This window comes from Amycolatopsis benzoatilytica AK 16/65, from assembly GCF_000383915.1.
Taxonomy (GTDB): Bacteria; Actinomycetota; Actinomycetes; order Mycobacteriales; family Pseudonocardiaceae; genus Amycolatopsis; species Amycolatopsis benzoatilytica.
In genome coordinates this window covers 4,573,531-4,597,168 of sequence record NZ_KB912942.1, presented here as the reverse complement: position 1 = coordinate 4,597,168, position 23,638 = coordinate 4,573,531, and the positions used below count along the sequence as shown (strand labels likewise).

Here is a 23,638-nt window from a genome sequence, read left to right as displayed (position 1 = left end):
TCGTTTCCCGGGGGTAGCTCGATCGGCCGCGCCGCTGCGGCAGGACCCGGTGTCCTCTGCCTTGCTGCGGGACAGGCTCGCGACCTCACTCCGCCTGGGAGCGTGGCTGCCGGGAACCTGGGAGCCCGCACGGCAGTCAGCCCTGCTGGCCCTCGCATATTCTGCTGCGTCGTCGAGTGGCTCCCGGTCGGTATGCTGGGCCGGCCGATGCGGACGCCGCCCTGTGCGGCTGCTGCAATTCGGGACCGATCCGATCCGATGCGCGGCTCGTGCGCTGTCTCCGCGCTCGCCGGACGTTCCGGCCGGCTGGCCGAGGCATTACGAATCCGGGTTCCCGTCGATGGCTCCCCTCAACCCGATCGGCCCCGGCCGGCAAGACTCTCGGCGCCGACTCAGCCAGGCAGACCGGCCGGCCCCCTCGTCCGGCCGGTCCGCGCTGTTGCGTCCCGGCGCCGGCGAGCGCCCGGGACCGCATCACGATTCGCCGGAGTGGCCAGAGAGGATCGGCTTCCCCGGCGATCTATTCTGTCTCCGTCCGATTCGCCGGGGGTCTGGGGCGGCAGGCGGCAAAAGCCTAGGCGGAAGCTCAGGCATGCTCAAGGGACCGTCCTGGTGAGCGCGGCCAGACAGCAGGCTGATCCGTTGGCGGCCATCCGGGAGGCGATCTACCGCCGGTCGCTGCCGCTGGCCACCCGCGACCCGCGGATCGCCAGCTCCTCGCTGGGCCCGCGCCGGTGTCGTCGGCGCGGCCTTCATGGGTCCTCGGCGAGCTGTTCGCGCCCGACCGGCTGGCCCGCTGGCTTGACCTCGGCAGCCCGGCCGGGCACCCGCAGCTGGCCGAGGCGGTCGCTTGAGACAGCCCGCCTCCGGCGGGCCGCGGCGGCGACCCGCCGGAGGCGGGCGTTCCGGTCTCGGCGAACAGGGGTGCGATCCGCTGGCGGGCGCGGGATCCGGGGCCGCCGGACCGCGCGCGAGCGCGGTGAACGAAAGCCGGCCGTCGTCACTTCAGACCCGCGACGACCTTCCGGCCCGTCCGATGCCCCGCGCCGTCCGTTCGTCACCGACCCGCATGATCGCGCCAGCGCGCTGGAGGGGCGCGGTCAGGACATGAGCTGCACGCCAAGGGGCGTGATAGCGCCGTCAGCGGTGGTGAGGTCCCCGCTTTCGGAATCCTCCGGCAGTGAGAAGCGGACCGCCCGTCCCCACGGCCTGCGGCCGTCCTGCTCGTACCCTCGGGACCGCCCGCACGGGAATCCGAAACCAAACCACAGGTGCCCGGCCGGGTCGATGATTTCGCTGGAGATTGTGCCGTCGCTCGTGCCGTGGTTGCACAACGACCGGCCGTGCTTTCCGGCCGGCTCGCCGTCTTCCTGGTGATCCCGCAGAACCTGCCGCAACGCTTCCGGTGTAGCGCTGTCCAGCGCGCCGAGCAGCTCGCTGCCCCGGCCGTGCCGGTGTGTCGACGCGGTGGCCTCGTCCCAGGCAGGAGCCGGGTTTTCGGCGAGGCGCTGCCACACATTGGCTCGCGCTTCGGTGCCGGTCGCGGGACCGCACACCGCCACCCGTCCGCCTCCCACCTCTACCGCTGCCATGGCGCCTGCGCGGTCGGCGAGCAGGTAGTTGCCCGGCAGCGTGCTGTCCTCGCGCAGGTAGGCCACCGCCTCGTCCACAGTGGACGCATTCGCGAGCATCCCGGCGGACCACTCCTGCGTGGGGTAGTCCGCCATGTTCCGCTCCGGCACGAACGCGTAGGTGAAGCCGAGCCCGGCACTGTTGACTCCGCGAGTGAGCATTCCCGCCCACGGCACGAGCACGTCGGCCGGCGGCACGACGACCCGGACTGCCAAGTACGAGTGGCGTTCGCCGCTCGCGGCCAGCAGATGATTCTTTGTGGTGTACGGGTTGTCGCTGTTGCTGGCCAGCAGCCAGTGCCGCGGGCCGTTCATTCCTGCCAGGAAACACATGACTACTCCGATGCGGAATCAGCATTGCGGGCTGCCGTCTGCGGCGGCCGGGTTTTGCCGCGCAGACGCGCGTTGGCCGCCTCGAGGCCGGGCGTGCGCGGCGGCAGTTGCGCGATCTGCACCAGGACCGGCTCCGGCATGGAGCGGCAGGCGTCGCCGCACTCCTTGGTGTGCATGCAGTCCTGAGAACAGATCCACTGCTTGTGGTACGGGCACGGGAACAGGTCGTCGGTGCTGACCACCTCGCCGTCGAGGGGGCACTCGACGACGAGATCTTCTCGCGGCCAGGCGATCCGAGGGCGGATCGCGTAGCCGCGGCCACGAGCGCGCGTGCCCAGCCACCAGGTCAGGCCGCCGGCGATCAGGAAGCTGACCCAGTTGGACAGGTAGAGCGTGACCTGGCCGCCCAGATGTCCAAGAAGGCCGCCCACGGCCAGAAAGGAGCCGACGATGGTCGCGGCGAACAGAGGGACTACCCCGGACCAGTTCCAGTGGCGCAGCATGGCGCGGCGGTACTCGATGAACCGGCCGTTGTCCGGCCCGTGTCCGCCCCGCCCCCGGACCAGCAGCAGGTCGGCGATGCTGACGCCGATCCAGGCGGCCAGCAGCACTCCCTCGACGGCGAGGACGGTGCCCAGGTGGTCGAGGACGTTGAGGTACATCGCCAGAGTGCCGAGCACGACCATGACGACCGCCCAGAAAGATCGTCCCGGCGTGAAACGCAGACGGGAGAAGAAGTTCGCCAGCGACAACGAGCCACTGTAGGCGTTGATCAGGTTGATCCGCAGTTGAGTGATCACGATGAGCAGGAAGCCGCCGACGCCCATGATGGCGACCATGTACTGGCCCGGGTTGGCATCGCCGCCCGAGGCCGCCCACAGGAGCAGGCCGATCGCGCCGGCGATGACGTAGGCGCCGAAGGCGTACGGCAGCAGCGCGACACACAGTGTGCCGCGGCGGCCGCTGCGGACGAGGCTGTGGTCGTTCGCGAGCAGCCGTCCCATGTCGGCGTGCCCGAACGCCACGTTGCCGACCAGTCCGTTGTACGACGCGACCGCGCCGAGCAGCCCGATTCCGCCCACACTGCCCACGTGCGCGGCGATGAACTCGCGCGTCACCGACAGATCCGCTCGGGACAGCACGATGACCAGCAGTGCCGCGAGTCCGACGACGTAGGCGTAGAGCGTCCATTTCTGGAACTTGGCGACGAACTGCAACCCATACAGCACCAGCGGCAGGAACACCAAACCCACCAGCAGGTACGAGACCTTCACCGGGATGCCCGTCTGCGCGGACAAGGCGCTGGAGAGGATCTGGCCTTCGGTCGCGAAGTAGGTCAGCCAGCTCACCCAGTAGAGCAGCGTGGTCCAGGCAGCGCCGTCGAAGCCGAGGGCGAGGCCGCGCGACATGAGTGCGGAGCCCAGTCCAGTGCGCGAGGCGGTCTTGACATACAGCACGTTGAGCAGGGTCTGCACCAGGACCGCGTAAACGATCGCGACGAGCACGTTCGCGATGCCGAAAGATGCCGCCAGTCCGGCGGGCAGCGAAAGGAAGATGGCCGCCGTGGCACCGCCCGTCAGCGAAAGCACGATCTCGGACGTGCGATAGCGCCAGGTGGGCGGCACCTTGCCCAAGGCGTAGTCGTCGCGTGCGACGCTGCCGGAGCCGATTCGCGCGGGCAGGTCACCGGTATCGCTCACTGTCTCTCCTCAGAAATTCGTCGAGGGCGGGGGACTCTCACGAGCCTGCGTGCGCTCCGCCGCGTGACCCAGGCCAGCGTCTCGGCGCTAGCCCACAAGTGCCGCGCGACTCTGTTCGCTTTACTGCGGAACTGCCGTGAAGGGGCCCTCGCCGGACTCAGATTCCCGCAAGGGGCCCTTCCGGGGCCTGGCTCGCCGCGCCTTCACCGGCGTCAAGGTCCGCCTCGACCAGACCAACATCAAGAAACTCGTCGACAACCCTGCAAAGCAAAGACACCGGCTTCACGAGACGCTAGGTGCAGAGCTCCCGCGCACGTGGTGTACTTCCACCGAGAACCCGGAGGACGTTCACTTCCCCGAGAAGAGGTCAGGGAACCGTCACGACGATCTTCCCCGCCTGGTTGCCGGATTGCATGTACCGGTACGCGTCCACCACGTGTTCGAAGCCGAAGACCCGGTCGACGCGGGGCCGGAGGCACCCGGACCGGATGGCTTCGCTGACCAGGGCTATTCCGCGGGCACGCTGGCCAGGGTCGTCCACGTGGTTGAACATCGAGTACGGGTGGAACACCGCCCGCGCCCGGCACATGGCGGCAGCTGGGACCACTGGCTGGCGGTCGGTCAGCGTGCCGTACCCGAAGACGGTCGCGCCCGGAGCCAGGTGGTCGGCGTAGCGCTGCAGCGAATCGCCGCCGAGGGGGTCGAATGCCGCCTGCAGTCCTTTTCCGTTGCTGGCGCGGGAGATCGCCTTCGCCAGGTTCTCGTCGCCTACGACTACCTCGCTCGCGCCCGATTGCCGCAGGATCTCCGCCTTCGCTGGCGACCGGGTGGTCGCGATCGCGGCCACGCCGAGCTCCCGGCACAGCTGTAGCGCGCCCAGTCCGGCGGAGCTGGACGCGGCTGTGATCAGGACTGCGTCTCCCTCGCCGAGATCGCAGACTTCCTTGAACGCGAAATACGGTGTCAGGTACTGCATCCAAACCGCGGTTGCCTCATGGTCGTCGAGCCCGTCGGGCGCGGTGGTGACGTAATCGTCCGGCACGACCGCACTAATGCCCTGGACGCCGTTCTGCGTGAAAAACGGGATGGTGGTGACCCTGTCTCCGGGAACGAACGCGGTGACCTCGGAGCCGGTCTCGGTGACCACTCCGCAGGCTTCAGAGCCTATTCGGGACGGGAAAGCGGGGATTGTGTAGTGCTCGCCGGCCAGGTACATGAGGTCCGCGCGGTTGAGCGCGAACGCCGAGACCCTGATGCGCACGTCGCGCTCGCCGAGCGGTTGTTCCGGCCACGGTCCGACACGCAGGACCTCGGAGCCCCCGAACTCGGTGAAGTAGACGGCGTCGCTCATCGCGGATCCTTGGTCAGGTTCGGCTCCAACGGGGCCAGGAAGCCGGAGTATTCGGCCGCTGCCGGGCTCTGATAGCCCAAGCGTCCGGACACTGTCCAGCCCTGCAGCGTCGCGACGTCGGCGAGGAACTCGGCATAGCGGAGCGGGGCGACGGTGGCGTCGATGACGGGCACGCCCAGTTGCGCCTGCAGGGTGCGGTAGAACCCGAACTCGATGGTGCAGCCGAGGATCACGGCGTCGGCCCGGTCCTGCTCGACGGCGGCGCGCGCCTCTTCGAGGATGCGTCGCTCGGTGAACGCCGGGTCGGTCTGGAAGTCGTTGACGCCCATGCCGAGTTCTCGGAAGGAGGCGAGCGAACGCTCCGCCCCGTAACGGTGGATGTTCTCCTCCATCTCGGGAATCCACTTCGCGCGCCCCACGAGCACGGAAAACCGTTCGCCGACCGACTGGGCGACCCGGATGCAGGCCTCGGCCGGGGCGGTGACTGGCATCCGCCTGGTCACCTCTTTCGCGGCGCGTACAAACGGGTCGTAGAAGCATCCGATCACTATGGCGTCGTAGCACTGCTGCTCGGCCCAGAGCACGGTCCGCAGCGAGGGCTCGGCCACCATCAGTTCGTACGCGTTGTATTCGAGGTGGACGGGCCCGGTTCCGTCGAGCGACGCCACGTCCAAGCGGGTGTCCTCCCGCGCCTCAGCACGCAGGCTGTCGCCGATCGGGACGTCGTAGGCACTGTTCATGACGGGGTTGAGCCAGAGGATTCTCCGTGTCACGTGCTTGCTCCTTGACGGTGCGATGTCGCCTCTTCGGCGGTTTGGCCATCGAGCATCGAACAGATGAACTCCGTGAGGTTGTCGCCGAGGATTTGCCGCGCCAGGTTCCTGCCGAAGCGTTTCTCGGCTGCTTCGGCGAGCGCGGCGAAATCGGCTGGGCGTTGCAGTCCCGCGGTTTTGGGGATCTGGGTCCAGTCGACGAGGAGGCCGGTGAAGACAGGGTCGACGACGTCGGCGACGTCGTCGATGAAGTCGGTGCCGAGTCCCACCCGGTCCGGCCCGAGCAGGCCCATGGCGTGCTCCATGTGGTCCAGGAACCGGTCCAGCGTAGGGACTTCGTCGGTCAGGAAGGGACCGAACGCGTTGACGGCCAGGAATCCGCCGGCCGCGCCGAGCACCGCGATCTGCTCGTCGGTGAGGTTGCGCGGGTGATCGGCCAGCGCACGGCAAGAGGAGTGCGACGCGATGAACGGCTTGCGAGCGACCTCGGCGAGGTGGAAGAAGCCGGCCTCGGAAAGGTGGGAAACGTCGACGATGATGCCGAGGTCTTCCATGCGCCGCACGGCGTCGATCCCCAGTTGGGTGAGGCGGCCGCCGGTGTCGCGCTCGGCGATGCCGTCTGCCATCATCGTGCGCCGGTTCCATGCCAGCGAACACATCCGCACGCCCTCGCGCCGCATCACGTTCACCAGCTCGAGCGAATGACCAAGCGGCTCGGCTCCCTCGATCGCCAGCAGGAGCGCGATCTTTCCGGACGCGATCGTCTCGGCGATTTCGGCGCGGGTCGAGACGAGCGCGACGGCGTCGCGGTGCACGTCGGCGATGTGGCGCGCTTCCTCGATCATCAGCAAACACCGGCGCAGCGCGCCCTCGCCCACGAACTGTTCCTCAGTCGCCACCGGGAGCACTTGGAGGCTCACGCCGCCCTGGCGAAGCTGGGGCAGCCAGAAGTCGCCGAAGGGGTCTTCGCGTCCCCGTTCGCGCAGATGGCGCACGGCCATCAGCAGGTCGTTGTGGCAGTCCGCCACCCGGTAGCTCATGGGCGCTCCTTTGCGGCGGCTTCGAGCACGGCGTCGAGCGCGGCTCCGTCGTAGTAGAGGTACGCGGAGCTCATCACCCCGTTCGTCACGGTCACGATCGAGCAGCCTGCGACATCGAGGTCCGGCACGCCCGGCCGGCTCGAGGTGCCGGACATCCGCCAGCGGACGACGGCACGGTCGCCGACGGCGAGGGTTTCGTCGACCTGCCGGCGGTAGTCCGGATACACCGCGCGGAGTTCGCGCATCGCGTCGGAATCGTCTTGTGCGGAGCCGACAGCGGGCTGGCCGTTGACGGCGACGTCGAGGTCGGCGGCGACCAGCGATCCCATGGTCTCGAAGTCGCCGACGTTCTCGGCGCTGTTGTAGGCGAGCCAGATCGCGTCGGCGTCCATCGTCTGCTCCTTCATGACTTGAGCGGCCCGGCTGCCTTGACCTGCACCCGGCACGCTTGGCCGGGGACGTAGGACAGCGGCACCTCGTGGACGGACGTGATGCGGACGGCGCCCGGGTCCGCGCCCGAGCGGATGGCCGCGTTGACGGCGAGTTCCCGGGCCTCGGCCAAGCACGCCTCGCGGCCTTTGTCCTCGTAGCGGAATACTCGATCGACGGTGCCCGAGGCATCCGCGATGGCGGCGCCGTAGGCGTTGGCCACGGCGTGGTGGTCGGGCCGAACCACTTCGGTGACTCCCGGAACCTTGTCCGGCACGAGGTGGGAGCCGCCGCCGACGGCGATGAGCGGCAGTTCGTGCCGGCTGGCTTTCATGCGGTCGGCGATGATCCGGATCTGCTCGTCCACCCACGCCAGGGCAGCATCGACGGTGCTGGGCGAGAGGGACGCGACGGACGCCGGGTCGCCGAATCCGGTCAGCCGGCCCGCCCGGGTGGAGATGTCGGAGAGGGTGAGGGTGGACCCTCCGCACACCAGCGCCTCGGACACGACGCGGTAGCCGACGGAATCAGGCCCGACGGTCACCCCGCGCCCCGTGCCGCGCACCACGGTGCCGCCGCCGAGGCCGATCGAGATCAAGTCCGGCATGCGGAAGTTGGTGCGCACGCCGCCGACCTCGATCGCCGCGGTGGACTCGCGGGGGAAGCCGTCGACGAGGATGCCGATGTCGGCCGAGGTGCCGCCAACGTCGACGACGAGCGCGTCGGAGAGGCCGGCGAGCGAGCAGGCGCCCCGCATGGAGTTGGTCGGTCCGGACCCCAGCGTCAGGACGGGGAAACGGGCCGTCTCCTCGGCGGTCATGAGGGTGCCGTCGTTCTGCGTCAGGAAGGAGTCGATGCTCAGCCCGTTCTCCGCCAGCGCGGTCTGGAAACCGTTGACGACGTCCCGTGCCACGCCGAGGAGGGCGGAGTTCAGGACGGTGGCGTTTTCCCGTTCGAGCAGGCCGAGCGCGCCGACCTGATGGCTCAGCGACACGGGGAAGTCCGGTCCCAGTTCCTCGGCGATGATCTCCGCGGCCCGCAGTTCGTGGACGTGGTTCGCGGGGGAGAAGGGCGCGGACACCGCGACCGCGGCGACCGTGCCGGCGCAGCGCGCCGCGAACCGGCGGACCGCGTCCTCGTCGAGCGGGGCGATCTCGGAGCCGTCGAACTCGTTGCCGCCGCCGACGATCTCGGCCGGGCCCATGATCGTTTCAAGCAGGTCCGCGGGCCACGAGACCCCAGGGCGGACGCCGCGCGAGGCCGGTGCCGCTAGCCGGATCACCCCGACCCGCTGGAGACCGCGGCGCTGGATGATCGCGTTGGCGGGGTGGGTGGTGCCGAGCATCGCCTGGGTGATCCGGTCCTGGTCGACCTCGGCGACAACCTTGGACAGCGATGCGCGGATCCCGTCGAAGGGATCGGGGGTGGTGGCCGACTTGGTGGCGGCGACGACCTTGCCGGCGCTGTCCACGACGACCGCGTCGGTGTTGGTTCCGCCGACGTCGATACCGATTTTCAGGCTCATGGGGCGGCTCAACCTTTCAGGGGGACGTAGTCGACGTCGTAGCCGAAGGCAGCTGGACCGACGATGTCGAGCATCCCGTCGCGCTTCCAGCCGTCGGCGCAGGGCAAGCCGAGGACACGCACTCGCTGGCCGTAGGCGAGGCTCTCGGTGGTGATCGGCTCGGCCGTCTCGAAATCGAGCATGCAGATCAGGTCCGGCGGCGTGACGACCGGACGGCCGTTCTCGATCGCGAGCAGCAGTTCGTTCTGGATTTCGATCCGGAGCGTCCGGCTCGGGTCGGCGAAGTCCTCGACGGTGACCGTGCCGCGCGCGAAGCCGGTCGTGGTCCGCCGGTCGAGGTCGATGATCTTGCCGTCGAACACGACCCGGCCGTCGGCGAAGTCCAGGAACCGGTCCCAGCTCCCGTCTTCCTGGCGCTGCACCGCGCGCAGGAGACCGCCGATCTCGCTGCAGAACTGCATCGAACCCCACACGGCCGCGTCGCGGGCTTCGGCGACTGTCATCGGATAGGCGGCCAGCGCGTTCGCGAGGCCGAGCATCATGGCGGAGCCGCGGACCAGTTTCTCGCCGACTTGGTTCGAGACGGTCTCGAACGCGATCCGGTTGCCCTTCTCGTCCGCGAGGCTCATCGGAGAAGCGGACAGGCCGGCCAGGGTGAACGTGGTCATCTCGATCTGCGGGAAAGCGCGGCGCATGCCGTCGGCGTCCACGCAGGGAACGCCGAGTTCGGCGGCGACGGCCAGCGGAATCAAGGTGTTCATACCGCCGACCTCGACCGGCATGATCGCGTCGATGTCGCGCCCCAGATAGGAGACGAGCGCGCGCACCGCATCGGCGAATTCGCTGCCGGACGGGATCTTTTCGATGATGACCGTCGGCGCGCCGACGACGGCCACGGTCGCCAGCTGCGCCGCGGCGGGAAGTTCGTCGAGGCCCACGATGTCGATGGGACCGTGGTCGTTGATCGCCTGCTCGACCATGAGCTTGGCGATGAACGGATCACCTCCGCCGCCGGTGCCGAGTAGGGTCGCGCCCAGCGTCAGCTGATCGAGCGCGTCCAGTGCGAGTTTCCGCATGTCGCGAGTGTTCCTTCCCGAGCTGTCCTGCGAAGAATCGTTGGCAGGGACGGTAGAACCCGGCCGCGCTCGCCGACGATGGGCACTTCGCACTGCTTCGCCGGAGGTCGTTGGACCGAACGCCCATTGGGGCGTATCGGCGGCTCGGTCAGGCTTGGGAGGTGACTCAACAACCCGACGTATCCGACCTGCTGCTGCTGACGGCCAGCGAAGTCGACGGCCTTCTCTCGGTGGAGGAGGCCGTCGATACGCAGCGTGCGGCGTTCACCGCATTGGCCGCGGGGCAAGCGTTCCTCGCACCCCGGATCCTTTCCGAAGGGACCCATGGCGACACCGCGTTCGCTTACGTGGCACGGCAATCTCTCGACGCGGGGGTGGTCGCGAAGATCGGTTGCGTCGTGCCCTCCAACGTTGCCCGCGGATTGCCGACCATTCACGCGATGGTAGTCGCCCTCGACGCGGTGACCGGGCGTCCCGCCGCGCTGGTGAACGGCGAGGCAGTCACGAAACTGCGCACGGTCGCTGCGTCGCTGCTGGCAGCCCAGACCCTTGCCCCGCCGCCCGAGGCGGTGGCGGTCATCGGCTACGGAACCCAAGGTCGCGCGCACGCGGACGCGATCAGGCGCCGTTACCCCGGCGCCGAGGTTCGCGTGTGGGCGCCGCATCTGGAACCCGGCACCATTTCGGACCGGATCACGGCGTGCCGGTCAGGTCGCGAGGCTGTCGCCGGTGCGGGCCTCGTGATCACTTGTACCACCAGCCTCACGCCGGTGCTGGAAGCGGACTGGCTCGCGGCCGGTGCGACGGTGATCAGCGTCGGCTCCTTCGGGCCGAACCGGCGCGAGGTCGGCGACGACATCGTTGCCCGGTCCGCCGTGGTCGTCGACGATGCCCCGACTGCCCTCGAGCACGCAGGCCCGGTCAAGCACGCAATCGCCGCGGGCGTGCTCGGACTCGACCGGATCACGACTCTGGGGGAAGCGCTCACCCAGGGTTTCACGCGCCCGCCCGACGCGGAGTGGACCTACTACAACACCGTCGGCGTCGGAATTCAGGACGCCGCGGTCACCGCGGCGATTCTCGACCGCGCGAGCAGTGCCGGGGTGGGACGGCGGATCCCGTGGTGAACCGGCCGGACGTCACGGTTGTCGGCGCCGGCGCGGTCGGCCTCTCCACGGCTCTGTTCCTGGCTCAGGCCGGCGCGAGCGTGGAAGTCATCGACAGCGGCGGCATCGGTGCGGGCGCCTCGCGCAACAACGCGGGCTGGGTCGTGCCTTCGATGAGCGAGCCAGTGCCTTCTCCGGCAGCGCTTCGTGCCGCAGCGAAGTGGTTCGGCCGCAGAGAAGGCGCCCTCAAGATCGGACTGGAACCGTCCGCCGGGTACGTCTCTTTCCTTGCCCGCATGCTCTTCGCTGCCCGTCCCGCGGCCTATCGGCGGGGGCTGGCGGCGACCGCGTCGCTCGCGGTCGGCGCGGTCGCGGCATTCGACGAACTCGTCCGGCTCGGCGTGGACTTCGAGCGGCACGCCCGCGGCGTCCTGCTGCTCTTCGTCGAGGAGCACGGCATTCAGTCTCATCTCGACGACCTCACAGTCATGGAGAAGCTCGGCCTGCCGGGCGCGGAGTTGCTTGCCGGCAGGGAAGTCCGGGAACTGGAGCCGGAGGCGGGCCAGGGCGTCGTCGGCGGCATTCTGTGCCGCAGCGACCAACACGTCGACCCTTCTTCCCTGGTCGACGGATTGGCGGCCGCGTGCGCGCAAACCGGTGTGCGGCTGCGTCTTCATGCCCCCGTAACGCAGATCGCCGAAGGCGTCGGGTGCGTGCGCCTGACCGCGGGCGGCGTCTCCTTGTCCACCGGTGCTTTGGTGCTGGCTGCCGGTGTCGGCACCCGCGCACTCACCGCGATGGTGGCGAAGCCGGTCCGCATCCGCGGCGGGAAGGGCTACGGATTCGACTACCGTCCAGCGCCGTTCACCCTCGGCCATGCCGTGTACCTGAGCGACCACAAGGTCGCCGTGACGCCGTTGGACCAGGGGATCCGCCTTGCCGGAACGATGGAGTTCGGGGCGGAGAACAGCGAGATCGATCACCGTCGCGCGGCCGGTGTCGCCAACGCGATGCGCGCGTACTTCCCCCGCTGGCCGGTCCGCGCTCCCCGGGCCTGGAGCGGGTTGCGACCCCTCACCCCGGACGGACTGCCGGTCGTCGGACGCCTGCCTACGCGGGCGCCAATCTACGTCGCGGCTGGCCACGCGATGCTCGGGATCACCCTCGGACCGATTACCGGGCAGCTGCTGAGCAGGCAGATCGTGACCGGCGAATCCGATCCGCTGCTCGCCCCGTTCGGCCCGGACCGGCACCGGCTGGCGCGGTCCAAGAGAGGCTGATCCCACGCACCTCGCCGGCAGCGGCCACCCGGCTGAAGTGCCGGGATGCCCGGGAGCTCCCTCGTCGCGGAGTGACTGGCCGGGCAGGTGAGCCGCCGAGCGAGGACGCTCGCGGGTACGCGCAGCCATTGTGCGGAACGCACAATAATCCGGATTCCGGTTGAGCAGATTGCTGGTCGCCGGGCTTACGGTGTCCTCGTAATCTTCGGATCGTCGCCCGGGGAAGGACGTGCCATGAGGCAGCTCGGCAAACCGGAGTTGGACGAGCTGACGCTCGGCGCCACGTTGCTGGGCAACGGCGGCGGGGGAGACCCGGCCCTCGCGAGGCTCATCGCGGAGCAGGCCATCGACGACTACGGGCCGGTCACCGTAGCCAAACTCGACGAGTTCCCGGACGACGCGCAGCTGGTCACGGTCGGGGTAGTGGGCGCGTCCACGGCCATCGTCGAGAAAATCCCCGCCGGCCGGGAGTTCATCGCCGCGGTGCGCGCTCTCTCGTCGTACCTCGGCCGCAAGGTCGACGGCATCATGCCGGTCGAGGCAGGCGGGATGAACACGCTGATCCCGCTGGCGGTGGCCGTCGAACTGGGCGTTCCTTGCGTGGACGCGGACGGGATGCGACGCACTTTCCCGCAGATCGAGATGACCACGTTCACCCTCGGCGGCATCAGCGCGTCCCCGATGAGCCTCGCGGACGAGAAGGGCAACAAGATCACCTTCGAGGCGATCACGAACCAGGTGGGCGAACGGCTGGTCCGCGGCTCGGCGATGATGCTCGGGCTGGCGAACGCCTTGGCCTCGTACCCGATGACCGTCGCCCAGGCGAAGGCGACCGCGATCCCCGACTCGCTGGAGTACTGCAGCACGATCGGCCGGTTGCTGCGCGCGATCCAGCGCCGGGAGAACGGCGCGTGGCAGGGATTCCTCGAGTTCACCGGAGGCCGGAAGGTCTTCGAGGGGAAGATCATCGACCTGGACCGGCGGACGACGACCGGCTTCGCCCGCGGCACCGTGACGATCGAGGGGTTCGTCGATCCGACCTGCACGATGCGGATCGAGATGCAGAACGAGCTTCTGCTCGCGATCGAGGACGGGCTCCCCGTCGTAACGCCGCCCGATCTCATCTGCATGCTCGACCACGACACGGCGGAACCGGTCACGACGGAGGCGCTGAGCTACGGCGAGCGGGTCACGGTGCTGGGTTTGCCTTGTGCCGAACAGTGGAACCGCGAAGGGTTCCTCGACGTCGTCGGGCCTGCCGCGTTCGGTTACGACGTCGATTTCGCTCCGCTGAACGGGACGATTCGATGAGTGGGGATGCCGGAAGCGGCACCGCCGCATCGCAGCGCGATCCGGACGGACCGGGCATCCGTCTCGGCGAGGTGCTCAGGTGGGGCAGGCTGGCCGCGGCCACTCTCCTCGGTGGCGAGTCCGCCCTCGACCGGCGTGCGACCCGCGTGCTGATCGCTCCTGCCGGACGTTCGCGCGAAGGCAGCTTTGCCGGTGCCATCGTCCTGCTGGACGGTCGTGAACTCGCTCTCGACACGTACTTGGTGGACGTCACCCTGCGCTGGATGGGCGAGGCGGGCGCGGTCATGCTCGTTGTCGTTTCTCCGGAACAGCCGCCGGGCATCGCCAGCTGCCGTCTGGCCGACCGCAGCGGTGTCGCGCTGGTCGAGACCGACGACACTGTCCTCGAGCTGGCCGACGCGCTGAGGGAGCTGGTCGAAGCACCGCAACGCGTGCTGGCCCGGGTGATCGTGGACGCGGTGGACAAGCTGGCCCATCTGTCCCCCAGCAGCGGGGTCGCGGGCGTCCTGGACGTCGTGCGGCAGGCTCTCGGCGCGCAGGTGTCGCTCGTCGCCGCGGAGGGCGAGCTGCTCGCCGGGGATCCTCTGACGCCGCCCTTGCTCCGCAAAGACCAGGTCAACGTCCAACTGTCCACTGTGGTCGGCACAACCCACCGCGTCACCCAGCCGGTGACGCTGGCCAGCGGCGAACGGCCGAGCTTCTGGATCGTCGCCGAGCTGGAGGCACCAGGCGAGGTGCGCACCAGCGCGGCCCGGTCGTTGCTGAAGATCGGCAGCAGTTACGTCGCCAATCGGCTGATTTCTGACCGGCTCGAACAGGAACGCGACGCCCGCGCTCGTCTCGGCGTGCTCAACGCCATCATCGCCACCGCCGGCCGCCCGTCCGCAGCGCTGGTACAGCAGGTCGCCACGCTAGGGTGGATCACCGACGGCTGGGCCACCGCCGTGCATCTGCGGATCGCCGGGCCCGTCGACTCGATGCAGATCCTCGCGCTCACCGATCCGGTGCGGGCGCTCTTGGCGGAGGCCGGCTTTGACGGTCCCCTCGTCGAACGCTCCGACGGATGGACGACCTGGACCGTACGGCTCGTGGAGCCACCGGCCGCGAGTTTCGCGCACGACACCGCGGCGGTCCGCCAGGCAGTACGACGTTTTCTGGAAAAACGGGACCACCTCAGGGTTTATGCCGGGATCGGCCGGCCGTATCTCGGACTGCAGGGACTGAAACGCAGCCTGGCCGAAGCCCACGAGGCGATGACTATCGCCCAGGGGGCCGGATCCCGCAGCGGCGTGCAGCACATCGACGAGGTCGGCCTGCAACGGATCTTGGTCGGCTGGTACAGCTCCGAGGAGTCCCGCGACCTCGCGCGCAGCCTGCTGCGCCCGGTGCTCGAGATCGACCGGCAAGAGGAGCTGCTCAGCACCCTCGAAGTGTTCCTGGACAACGAGTCCTCTCCGACCGTGACGGCCGAAATCCTCGGAGTCCATCGCAACACCGTCGTGAACCGGATCTCCCGGGCGAAGAGCGTGCTGTCCGCGGATCTCGACGACCCGGACGAGCGGCTCGCGGTCCAGCTCGCGTGTCGATTGGCGAAGCTGCGCGGCTGAGAACGAGCCTGTCACCGCACTCGCCGGTAGGCAGTGCGGTGACAGGCTCACAGTGCTGTATCGCGTGCGGCCGCTACGCGAGCTCCCGCCCTTCCGTTTCGGGTATCACCACGGCGAAAACTGCTGTCGCGACGAGGAAAAGGTCGATGAAAAGAACAGTCGAGGAGAATCCGCTCGCGTGTGCCAGGAGAATCCCGACCACGCTGGGCGCGATCGTGTTCGCGACGCGCTGGCCGCAGAAGCCGACGCTGTAGCCCAAGCCCCGTACCGGCGACGGATAGATCTCGCCGACCCAGGTGTCCCAAACCCCCCATGCGCCAAGGCTGAAGAACGACAACACGAAGCTGCCGATGTACAACTCGGCAAGCGTACTGGCGTTCGCGAAGTAGAATCCGCCGGCCGCGGCAGCGAGGACGTAGCCGACGAAGATCTTTTTGCGGCCGTACCTGCCGGTGAGCCAGGAAGCGCTGACGTACCCGGGAATCATGAACACCGCGCTGATCGCGGCGAACCCCAGGCTCGAGGATGCGGACAGACCGCGCTGTTCGAGCAGGGTCGGCAGCCACGTCTGCAGGCCCCAGTATCCCCAGGAGAACAGGAAATTCACGACCAGCTGCAAAACAGTGATCCGGCCGAGCCGTCCCCGGAACAGCGCCGCGAACGAACCCGCCCGCACCTCGGGGACGGACAAGGACTGCGCGCTGAGGTTCTCCGCGTCCGCGGCGCCGAGGCGCCGCAGGGTCGTCAGCGCCTCGTCCCGGCGGCCGCGCTGGACGAGCCAATACGGGGACTCCGGCACCCAACGGCGGATGACGAGCACCCACAGGCTGGCGACCGCGCTCGCGATGATGACGCCGCGCCATTCGTGCGCGCCGAGCAGCGCGGTGATGCCGACGGCGAGGAGCATGCCGAGCGGCCAGCCCGCTGCCAGGTATACGGCGAGTCGGCCGCGATGCCGTACCGGCAGCAGCTCTTCAAAGTAGGGGAAGGTGATGGTCAGGATGCCGGCGAAGAGGAAACCCGCCACGGCCCGCGTGACGAGAAGCATCTCGTAATTGGGGGAGAAGCTGCCGACTAGGGTGACAACGCCGTACCCGGCGAGACTCCACGTGCAGGTCGCGCGCCTGCCGATCCGGTCGGAAATCGGCCCCCAGGCGAGGGCTCCGGGGATCATGCCGAAGAAGAGCGCGGAGATGACGAGTCCCAACTGGGCTGCGGTGACGCGCAGTCCGGCCTCCACCGCGGGGGCGATGTAGGTCAGGCTCAGCATTTCCCACGACTCGATGGCGAGCGCGGCGTAGAGTGCGATTCCGATCTTGATGTGGACCCGCGACAGCGGCATCCGGTGGAACATGGACCCGACTGAGACGGTCGCGGCTGATCTGCCCAACGCCTCTGTCGACGGGGCGCGGGTTCGGCCCGCTTCTTCGCTGCTCATCGGACGACCTCCGGGCGGACGGCTTGAGAAGTGTGCGAACTGTAGGCACCCGGTCATTCAGCCGACGATGTGCTGTGCGCACTGATCGAGCAGCCCGGCTTGGGCGATGCGTCCAATTCCGGCGGGGCGAAGATCGGAATACGCGCGGGGTCGCCCCGAATCGTGAGCCTGCGTGACACTCAGCGTTCCTCCGATCAACAGGTCACGGGCGCGGTTGAGCCGCATCTCCTTCGCGAACTGGTACGGCGATTTCCCCGTCACCTCACAGAAGAGGTGCGAAAACGCCGACGGGCTGAGCGAAACCCGTTCCGCCATATCGGTTACCGTCAGCGGCTCGGACGTGTTGTCCTGCACGTAGGAGACGACCTCTCTAACCGGGTTGCGCGCCACCACCGCGATTTCCAGCAGCCGCGGGTACTGCTCAGTTGCAGGATCCGGTACACCATCTCGGCCCGGTAGATCGGCGCCACCACCCGGCGGTCCGCACCGGTTCCCGTCGCCTGGTGAGTGGTAGCGACGGGTGGCACCGGGGCCACCAGCGCGGTCGACCCGCTCGACGCGATCGCCGACCTGGACCTGTGGCTGCACGTCGCTCGCAGGCAGATCCGGGACATGCCGATGACACCGGGGTGCCTGCTGGGAGTGCCCGGAGGACGGGTACGGGCAGCGGCCCTGTCATCATGAGATGGTGAGTTCAAAGACGTCGGCGGGGCGAAGCGAGACCAAGGCGACCGTGAGCCCGGGTGCGGTTCGGGAGGCCGCGCTGACGTTGTTCGCCGAGCGGGGGTACCACGGCACCGCACTGAGCCAGATCGCCGATGCCTTGGGCATCCGCACGCCGAGCCTCTACAACCACATGAAGTCGAAGCAGGACCTGCTGCGGGACATCATCGCCGACACCACCGAGCAGGTGTGGGCGGACTACGAGCAGGCGGTGCACGGCGTCGGTGACGTGGTGGAACGGCTGCGTCGGGCCGCGCGTGTCTATGCGTTGCGGCACGCCACCCACCGTCGTGAGGCGATCATCGTCAACCGCGACGTCGACAGCTTGGAAGAACCAGTGCGCTCGGAGGTGCTCGAGCTGCGCCGCCGCCATGCCTGTGCCATCCGCGACCTCATCGAGGAGGGCGTCCGCGAAGGCCGGTTCACAGAACCGGAGCCCACCTTGGCCGCATTCGGCATCCTCGAAATGTGCGTGAGCATCGCCCGGTGGTTCCGGGAGGACGGCCCGCAGTCGGCCGAAGCCGTCGCCGAAACCTACAGCCGCTATGCGCTCCGCGTCGCCGGCCTGAGCTGACCGGCCCTCGGCCCGACTCTCCCGGCCGACCCCTTGTGCAGTGAGAAGGGCAGCGCTACCCTGACAAAACTAACGAGCATTAGTTAGTAACTTGTCCCGTCAGGAGTGCTCATGCTCAGAGTCGAGCTGATCCGTCCCGTGCCGCAGCTGCTCGTCGAGCAGGCTGCGCGGTGGGGCGACAAGATCGTTTTCAGCGACGACCGTCGTTCAGTCAGCTACCAGGACCTCGCCGACCGCACCCGCCGGGTGGCCGGTCACCTGGTCAGCGCGGGCATTGCCCGGGGTGATCGCGTGCTGATCTACCTGGACAACAGTGCGGACATCGCCGAGGCCTACCTCATGACGACCCGGGCTTCGCTGGTCGGCGTCTGTGTGAACGCCGATGCCGCTCCCGCGGAGATCGAGCACATGCTCGTCGACTCCGGCGCCTCGGTCATCATCACCGACCGGGCCCACCTCGCGCACGCCCGCGAGCTCGGCCGCCTCCGAGGCGCGATGGTCCTCGTGGTCCGGCCGGGCCGGGTCGAGGACGCGCGGTCGTACGAGGAACTTGCCACCACCGAGCCTGCCGGCCCGCCGCGCGACGACCTCGGACTGGACGACGCCGCGTGGATGCTTTACACCTCCGGGACCACCGGCCGGCCCAAGGGGGTTGTGCTCACGCAGCGCGGCTGCCTGTGGGTGGTGGCCGCGTGCTGGGCCCCGATCGCCGGAATGTCCGAACAGGACCGGGTGCTGTGTCCCTTGCCGTTGTTCCATTCCTACGCGCTGGTCCTGTGCGTGCTGGGAGTGTTCGCGACGGGCGCGACCGAACGCATCCTGCCCAGGTTCTCGCCCGGCCGGGTGCTCGATTTGCTGGCCACGGAGGACTTCACCATCCTGCCCGGAGTGCCGACCATGTTCCAGTACCTCGTGCACTCCGCCCGGGAACGCACGGTCGATGCCGAAGGACTGCGGCTGTGCCTGTCCGCCGGGGCGATCCTGCCCGCTGCCCTGAACGCCGAATTCGAGCAGGTGTTCGGAGTCAAGCTGCTGGAGGGCTACGGCATCACCGAGACCTCGACGATGGTCACCATGAACACCCCCGACGGCGGGCGCGTGCTCGGCTCGTGCGGGCTGCCGATGCCGGGGATCGGGGTGCGCCTGGTGGACCCGGTGAGCGGTCGCGATGTCGGCGTGGGCGAAGAAGGCGAGCTGTGGGTCAGCGGACCGAATGTGATGCGCGGCTATCACAACCTCGACGAGGCCACCGCCGAAGTGCTCCAGGACGGCTGGTACCGGACCGGAGACTTGGGCAGGCGCGATGCCAACGGCTTCCTGACCATCAGCGGCCGGACCAAGGAGCTCATCATCCGGGGCGGGGAGAATATCTACCCGGCCGAGGTCGAAGCCGTGCTGCTCAAAGCGGACGAAGTCCGCGATGCCGCCGTGGTGGCGCGTGAGCACCCCGATCTCGGCGAGGTGCCGGTGGCGTTCGTCGTCCCGGAAGAGCCGGGAAAGCTGGACGTCGACGCGCTCTTGGGCCGATGCGCCCGCGAGCTGTCGAAGTTCAAGGTCCCGGCAGACGTCTTCGAGATCGAGTCGATCCCGCGCACAGGCTCGGGCAAGATCATGCGGTTCCTTCTGCGGAAGCAGTTGCCGACGCCGGCCGGCTGAGGGGCCCCGCGTCATTGACCTGGCATCCGACTGCCCGTAGCATACAAACTAACGTTAATTAGTAAGGTGGTTCAGGTGGAGCTCTCCAACACCTTCACGGTCAATCTGCCGGTCGATGACGCCTGGCGGGTGCTGACCGATCTGGAACGCGTCGCACCGTGCCTGCCGGGCGCCTCGCTGCAGGGCGTGGAGGACGGCGTGTACCGCGGCGGGGTCAAGATCAAGGTCGGCCCCGTGTCGGCGCAGTACCGGGGAACCGCCCGGTTCGCCGAGAAGGACGACAAAGCGCACCGAGCGGTGGTCCGTGCCGAAGGCAAGGACGCGGGCGGGCAAGGCAACGCCGCGGCGACGGTGACCATGAGCCTGGCCGAACAGGGGTCGGGAACCAAGGTCGACGTCCGCACCGAGCTCGACTTGTCCGGGCGGGTCGCCCAGTTCGGCCGGGGAGTCATCTCGGACGTCACGAACAAGCTGATCGGCCAGTTCGTGCGACGGCTGGAAGCCGAGTTCGCCCCGGGCTCCGCGTCGACCGAGGCGCCTGGCGCGGCCCGCGCCGCCGCTCCCGCCGACGAGGTCGAAGCGCTCGACGTCTTCTCGAGCATGGGCGGCCTGATCGCCAAGCGCGCGCTGCCCGTCGTCGGCGGACTGATCGCGCTCCTGGCCGGGATCCTGGTGTTGCGCAACCGCGGCCGTTCCGGTGCCCCGTCGGTCGCCCCGCCCGTAGTGATCAACCTGTCGTTTCCGGTCGCAACCGGCCGGACCTACCCCGAGGAGGCGGTCCTGTGACGGACGAGCTGATCCGCGAACCCGCGCTCTACATCGGCGGCGACTGGGTCGCCGGCCACGGCGACGACAGCGAAGTCGAGAACCCGGCCACCGAGGAAATCACCGGTGTGGTGACCCAGGGGACCGAGTTCGACGTCGACCAGGCGGTGAGCGCCGCCCGCGCGGCCTTCCCGAAGTGGGCGGCCACGCCGGTCGAAGACCGGGTGGCGGCGCTGCGCCGCCTGAAGGACGTCCTCGCGGACCGGGCCGACGCCTTCGCCGGCCTCGTCAACCGCGAACAAGGCTCACCGCTGCCGCTGGCACGGAAGCTGCACGTGGACGTGCCGCTCGCCGTCATCGCCCGCACGGCGGACGCCCTCGCGGAATTCCCCTTCCGCGCCCAGCGCGACAACTCGGTGATCCTGCGCGAGCCGGTCGGCGTCGTCGCGGCGGTGACGCCGTGGAATCTCCCGCTGCACCAGGTGATCGTGAAGGTCGTTCCGGCGATCGCGGCCGGCTGCACAGTGGTGCTCAAGCCCGCCGCCCTCACCCCGCTGACCGCGTTCGAGCTGGCACGCGCTTTCGAGGCCGCCAAGTTCCCGCCCGGGGTGCTGAACCTGGTCACCGGAGGCGGTCGGGTGGTGGGTGACCTGCTGTCTCGCCACCCGGGCGTCGACCACGTCTCCTTCACCGGCTCCACGCCGGTGGGGCGGCAGGTCGCCGCGGCCGCGGCCGCGACCGTCAAGGGCGTAACCCTGGAACTCGGCGGCAAGTCCGCGAGCGTGGTGCTCTCGGACGTGTCCGACGAGCTGCTGGCGAAGGCGGTCAAGGTGACCGTGGCCAACTGCTTCCTCAACGGCGGCCAGACCTGCACGGCGTTGTCCCGCCTCATCGTCCCGGCGTCCCGCTTGGCGCAGGTGGAGCAGCTCGCCGCCGCGGCGGCGGCCAAGTACGTGCCCGGCGACCGGCTCGGCCCGCTGATCTCGGCGGGGCAGCGCAAGGAGGTCGAGAGCTTCCTCGACCCGCAGGGCGGCAAGCTTGTCACGGGGAGCCTTCCGGTTCCGGACAACGGACACTTCGTCGCCCCAGCCGTCTTCAGCGAGGTCGACCCCGCCTCACGGCTCGCCAGGGAAGAGATCTTCGGCCCGGTCCTGTCGATCCTGCCGGCCGACTCCGACGACCACGCGATCGAGCTGGCCAACGACTCGATCTACGGCCTCGGCGGCGCGCTGTGGATCGACGACGTCGACCAGGCACTGGACTGGGCGGCCCGGATCCGCACCGGCCAGATCGACGTCAACGCGGCGCCGTTCAACCCGCGCGCCCCCTTCGGCGGTTACAAGCAGTCCGGCGTCGGCCGGGAGATCGGCGACTTCGGCATCGAAGACGTCCTCGAGATCAAGGCGGTGCAGCTGTGACGGACGGATACCAGGTCGAAGTGAACGCGCTCGTGCTGCGGTCGCCGGACAAGCCGATGGAGGTCGAACGCATCCGGCTGAAGGACGTTGGGGCGGGTGACATCCGGGTACGCATCGACGCCACTGGCGTTTGCCACTCCGACCTGTCGCTTGCCCGCGGCGTGCTCGCCCAGCAGTTGCCTGCGGTGCTCGGGCACGAAGCCTGCGGCACCGTAGTGGAGACCGGTTCCGCCGTCACAGACCTGCGGGAAGGCGACCGCGTCATCCTGCTGTGGATCACGCCGTGCGGGCACTGCGTCAGCTGCGCGCGCAACGAACCGCACTTGTGCGTCAACGGGTCCGCGCGGGGTGCCGAGCCCTACGCGCTGGACTCGTCGGGTGAGCCGGTCTACCCCGGACTGACGGTCGGCTCGTTCGCCGACCAGACCGTCGTCCCGTCCGCGGCTGCGGTCAAGGTGCCCGACGACATCAGCACTGAAGACGCCGCTTTGCTGGGCTGCGCCATCACGACTGGCGTGGGCGCGGTCACGAAGACCGCCGCCGTCACTCCCGGCTCGTCGGTGCTCGTCGTCGGCCTCGGCGGCGTCGGACTGGCCGCGGTGCAGGGCGCCCGACTCGCCGGCGCCGCGAATGTCATCGCGGTGGATCGCAATCAGGACAAGGCGAGTTTGGCGATCGCGCTCGGCGCGCACCACTTCGTGCCAGCCGACGACAACACCAAGAAGGCCGTCCGCGGGCTCACCGACAAGCAAGGCGTCGACTTCGCTTTCGACTGCGTGGGTTCCTCGCGGACGATCCGCGACGCGTGGGGAATGACCCGGCGTGGCGGGACCGCATGCGTGGTCGGCATCGGCGGAAAGGACGACCAGGTCAGCTTCAGTGCCTTGGAACTGTTCCACTTCGCCCGAACCCTCGTGGGCTGTGTCGCCGGCTCGCTGGACGCGAACCGAGACCTGCCGCGCTATTTCGACCACATCCGGGACGGCCGGCTCGACTTGGCGGCGATGGTGACCGGGCACGGCAAACTGTCCGATGTGGAGGCTGCGCTGGCGGAAATGGCCGCCGGACGCGGCATCCGCACGTTGGTCGTGCCGGACGGTGCCCGATGAAGGTCGGGGCGCTGAGCGTCGAACCCGTCTACGACGGTTACGGCCAGGAGCCTGCCCGCGAGGTGCTGACCTACCCGGGGCGGTCGGACGCGTGGTCCTGTCACGAGCATCTCCTCGACGAGTCCGGCCGCCTGCGGCTCGAGCTCGGCGGCTTCCTGGTGCGGACCGGGGAACGGGTCATCCTGGTGGATGCGGGTGTCGGGACGATCGACAACGACAAGTACCACGGCGGGCGGTTTCTGGAGAGCCTGCGTGCGCTCGGGGTGGATCCCTGGGACGTCACCGACGTCGTCTTCACCCACCTGCACTTCGACCACGTGGGGTGGGCCACGAAGAAGGGCGAGGTCGTGTTCCCGGACGCGACCTACCGCGTCCACCGCGCCGACTGGGCGCACTTCGTCGAGAGTCCCGACGCCGATCCAGGCGCGGTGCGCAAGCTTTCCCCGCTCACCGAGCGGCTGGAGACGTTCGAGCACGACACCACCCTCGCTCCGGGGTTCGACGTCCGCCACCTGCCCGGCCACACCCCGGGGACTGCGGTCTACGTGGTGTCGAGCGAAGGGGAACGGGCGATGCTGCTCGGCGATGTCGCGCACTCCCCGGTCGAACTCACGGATCCCGCATGGGAAGCCGTCTTCGACCTTGACCCGGTGGCCGCGCGGAAGGTGCGCGCGGACCTCGTCGCGGTCGTCACGGACCAGCCCGATTTCGTCGCCGCCGCGCACTTCCCGCCCGGCCGCCTGATCACCGTGGACGGCGAGCGCCGGTTCACCCCACTCGAGAAGGAATGACC

21 protein-coding genes and 1 pseudogene are annotated in these 23,638 nt (G+C 68.9%); 12 read left to right on the top strand and 10 right to left on the bottom strand.

Annotated elements, in window-relative coordinates:
• Positions 1-642: 642 nt before the first annotated feature.
• A pseudogene (locus tag AMYBE_RS44130) lies at positions 643-854 on the top strand (sugar kinase); the annotation flags it as partial.
• 246 nt (positions 855-1,100) lie between these two features.
• Here AMYBE_RS44130 and AMYBE_RS0121135 read toward each other — a convergent pair.
• From AMYBE_RS0121135 to AMYBE_RS0121100, 8 genes are all read right to left on the bottom strand, one after another.
• Entirely contained in the window at positions 1,101-1,946 is an 846-nt protein-coding gene (locus AMYBE_RS0121135; protein ID WP_020661383.1) for a carcinine hydrolase/isopenicillin-N N-acyltransferase family protein, read from the bottom strand.
• A gap of 20 nt (positions 1,947-1,966) precedes the next feature.
• Entirely contained in the window at positions 1,967-3,664 is a 1,698-nt protein-coding gene (locus tag AMYBE_RS0121130) for a purine-cytosine permease family protein (protein ID WP_020661382.1), read from the bottom strand.
• A gap of 367 nt (positions 3,665-4,031) precedes the next feature.
• Positions 4,032-5,015 (bottom strand): zinc-dependent alcohol dehydrogenase family protein, encoded by a 984-nt coding sequence (locus tag AMYBE_RS0121125; RefSeq protein ID WP_020661381.1) that lies wholly within the window; start codon positions 5,013-5,015, stop codon positions 4,032-4,034.
• Positions 5,012-5,788 carry an aspartate/glutamate racemase family protein gene (locus AMYBE_RS42085; RefSeq protein WP_051124758.1) on the bottom strand — a complete coding sequence of 259 codons (777 nt, stop codon included), beginning with the start codon at positions 5,786-5,788 and terminating at the stop codon, positions 5,012-5,014. Before AMYBE_RS42085 ends, AMYBE_RS0121125 begins: the two co-directional genes overlap by 4 nt.
• Positions 5,785-6,828, bottom strand: a complete 1,044-nt coding sequence (locus tag AMYBE_RS0121115; protein WP_020661379.1) for a dipeptidase — start codon at positions 6,826-6,828, stop codon at positions 5,785-5,787. The genes AMYBE_RS42085 and AMYBE_RS0121115 overlap by 4 nt, the downstream gene beginning before the upstream one ends.
• Positions 6,825-7,220, bottom strand: a complete 396-nt coding sequence (locus AMYBE_RS0121110; RefSeq protein WP_020661378.1) for a nuclear transport factor 2 family protein — start codon at positions 7,218-7,220, stop codon at positions 6,825-6,827. Before AMYBE_RS0121110 ends, AMYBE_RS0121115 begins: the two co-directional genes overlap by 4 nt.
• 11 nt (positions 7,221-7,231) lie before the next feature.
• The gene (locus AMYBE_RS0121105) at positions 7,232-8,782 is read right to left on the bottom strand and encodes a hydantoinase/oxoprolinase family protein (protein WP_020661377.1); all 1,551 of its coding nucleotides are present in this window, start codon (positions 8,780-8,782) and stop codon (positions 7,232-7,234) included.
• Positions 8,783-8,790: 8 nt separating this feature from the next.
• Positions 8,791-9,858, bottom strand: coding sequence for an S-methyl thiohydantoin desulfurase family protein (locus AMYBE_RS0121100; RefSeq protein ID WP_020661376.1), 1,068 nt, complete (start codon positions 9,856-9,858; stop codon positions 8,791-8,793).
• A gap of 161 nt (positions 9,859-10,019) precedes the next feature.
• Here AMYBE_RS0121100 and AMYBE_RS0121095 point away from each other — a divergent pair, with 161 nt between their 5' ends.
• From AMYBE_RS0121095 to AMYBE_RS0121080, 4 genes are all read left to right on the top strand, one after another.
• Positions 10,020-10,985 (top strand): ornithine cyclodeaminase family protein, encoded by a 966-nt coding sequence (locus tag AMYBE_RS0121095; protein WP_020661375.1) that lies wholly within the window; start codon positions 10,020-10,022, stop codon positions 10,983-10,985.
• A complete protein-coding gene (locus AMYBE_RS42080) occupies positions 10,982-12,244 on the top strand; it encodes an NAD(P)/FAD-dependent oxidoreductase (protein ID WP_020661374.1) in 1,263 nt (420 codons plus the stop codon). Before AMYBE_RS0121095 ends, AMYBE_RS42080 begins: the two co-directional genes overlap by 4 nt.
• Before the next feature lie 234 nt (positions 12,245-12,478).
• Positions 12,479-13,555: an S-methyl thiohydantoin desulfurase family protein gene (locus AMYBE_RS0121085; RefSeq protein WP_020661373.1), complete on the top strand. Its 1,077-nt coding sequence runs from the start codon at positions 12,479-12,481 to the stop codon at positions 13,553-13,555.
• Positions 13,552-15,162, top strand: a complete 1,611-nt coding sequence (locus AMYBE_RS0121080; protein ID WP_020661372.1) for a PucR family transcriptional regulator — start codon at positions 13,552-13,554, stop codon at positions 15,160-15,162. Before AMYBE_RS0121085 ends, AMYBE_RS0121080 begins: the two co-directional genes overlap by 4 nt.
• 73 nt (positions 15,163-15,235) lie before the next feature.
• On the opposite strand, the gene AMYBE_RS0121075 is transcribed toward AMYBE_RS0121080, so the two are convergent.
• Complete coding sequence (locus AMYBE_RS0121075) at positions 15,236-16,600, bottom strand: MFS transporter (protein ID WP_020661371.1); 1,365 nt, start codon at positions 16,598-16,600, stop codon at positions 15,236-15,238.
• A 57-nt stretch (positions 16,601-16,657) separates the two neighbouring features.
• On the bottom strand, positions 16,658-16,993 hold the full coding sequence (locus AMYBE_RS46255; protein ID WP_020661370.1) for a helix-turn-helix domain-containing protein: 336 nt from the start codon (positions 16,991-16,993) through the stop codon (positions 16,658-16,660).
• A 114-nt stretch (positions 16,994-17,107) separates the two neighbouring features.
• Here AMYBE_RS46255 and AMYBE_RS46250 point away from each other — a divergent pair, with 114 nt between their 5' ends.
• The 7 genes from AMYBE_RS46250 to AMYBE_RS0121040 all read left to right on the top strand — a co-directional run bounded on the left by AMYBE_RS46250 (position 17,108) and on the right by AMYBE_RS0121040 (position 23,636).
• Positions 17,108-17,284, top strand: coding sequence for a hypothetical protein (locus AMYBE_RS46250; RefSeq protein WP_245573231.1), 177 nt, complete (start codon positions 17,108-17,110; stop codon positions 17,282-17,284).
• 1 nt (position 17,285) lies between these two features.
• A complete protein-coding gene (locus AMYBE_RS0121065) occupies positions 17,286-17,897 on the top strand; it encodes a TetR/AcrR family transcriptional regulator (protein WP_020661369.1) in 612 nt (203 codons plus the stop codon).
• A gap of 111 nt (positions 17,898-18,008) precedes the next feature.
• Positions 18,009-19,553, top strand: a complete 1,545-nt coding sequence (locus AMYBE_RS0121060; protein WP_020661368.1) for a class I adenylate-forming enzyme family protein — start codon at positions 18,009-18,011, stop codon at positions 19,551-19,553.
• A 75-nt stretch (positions 19,554-19,628) separates the two neighbouring features.
• On the top strand, positions 19,629-20,339 hold the full coding sequence (locus tag AMYBE_RS42070; RefSeq protein ID WP_020661367.1) for an SRPBCC family protein: 711 nt from the start codon (positions 19,629-19,631) through the stop codon (positions 20,337-20,339).
• A complete protein-coding gene (locus tag AMYBE_RS0121050; protein ID WP_020661366.1) occupies positions 20,336-21,736 on the top strand; it encodes an aldehyde dehydrogenase family protein in 1,401 nt (466 codons plus the stop codon). The genes AMYBE_RS42070 and AMYBE_RS0121050 overlap by 4 nt, the downstream gene beginning before the upstream one ends.
• Positions 21,733-22,845 carry a zinc-binding dehydrogenase gene (locus tag AMYBE_RS0121045; protein ID WP_020661365.1) on the top strand — a complete coding sequence of 371 codons (1,113 nt, stop codon included), beginning with the start codon at positions 21,733-21,735 and terminating at the stop codon, positions 22,843-22,845. Before AMYBE_RS0121050 ends, AMYBE_RS0121045 begins: the two co-directional genes overlap by 4 nt.
• The gene (locus AMYBE_RS0121040; RefSeq protein ID WP_020661364.1) at positions 22,842-23,636 is read left to right on the top strand and encodes an MBL fold metallo-hydrolase; all 795 of its coding nucleotides are present in this window, start codon (positions 22,842-22,844) and stop codon (positions 23,634-23,636) included. Before AMYBE_RS0121045 ends, AMYBE_RS0121040 begins: the two co-directional genes overlap by 4 nt.
• Positions 23,637-23,638 lie beyond the last annotated feature (2 nt).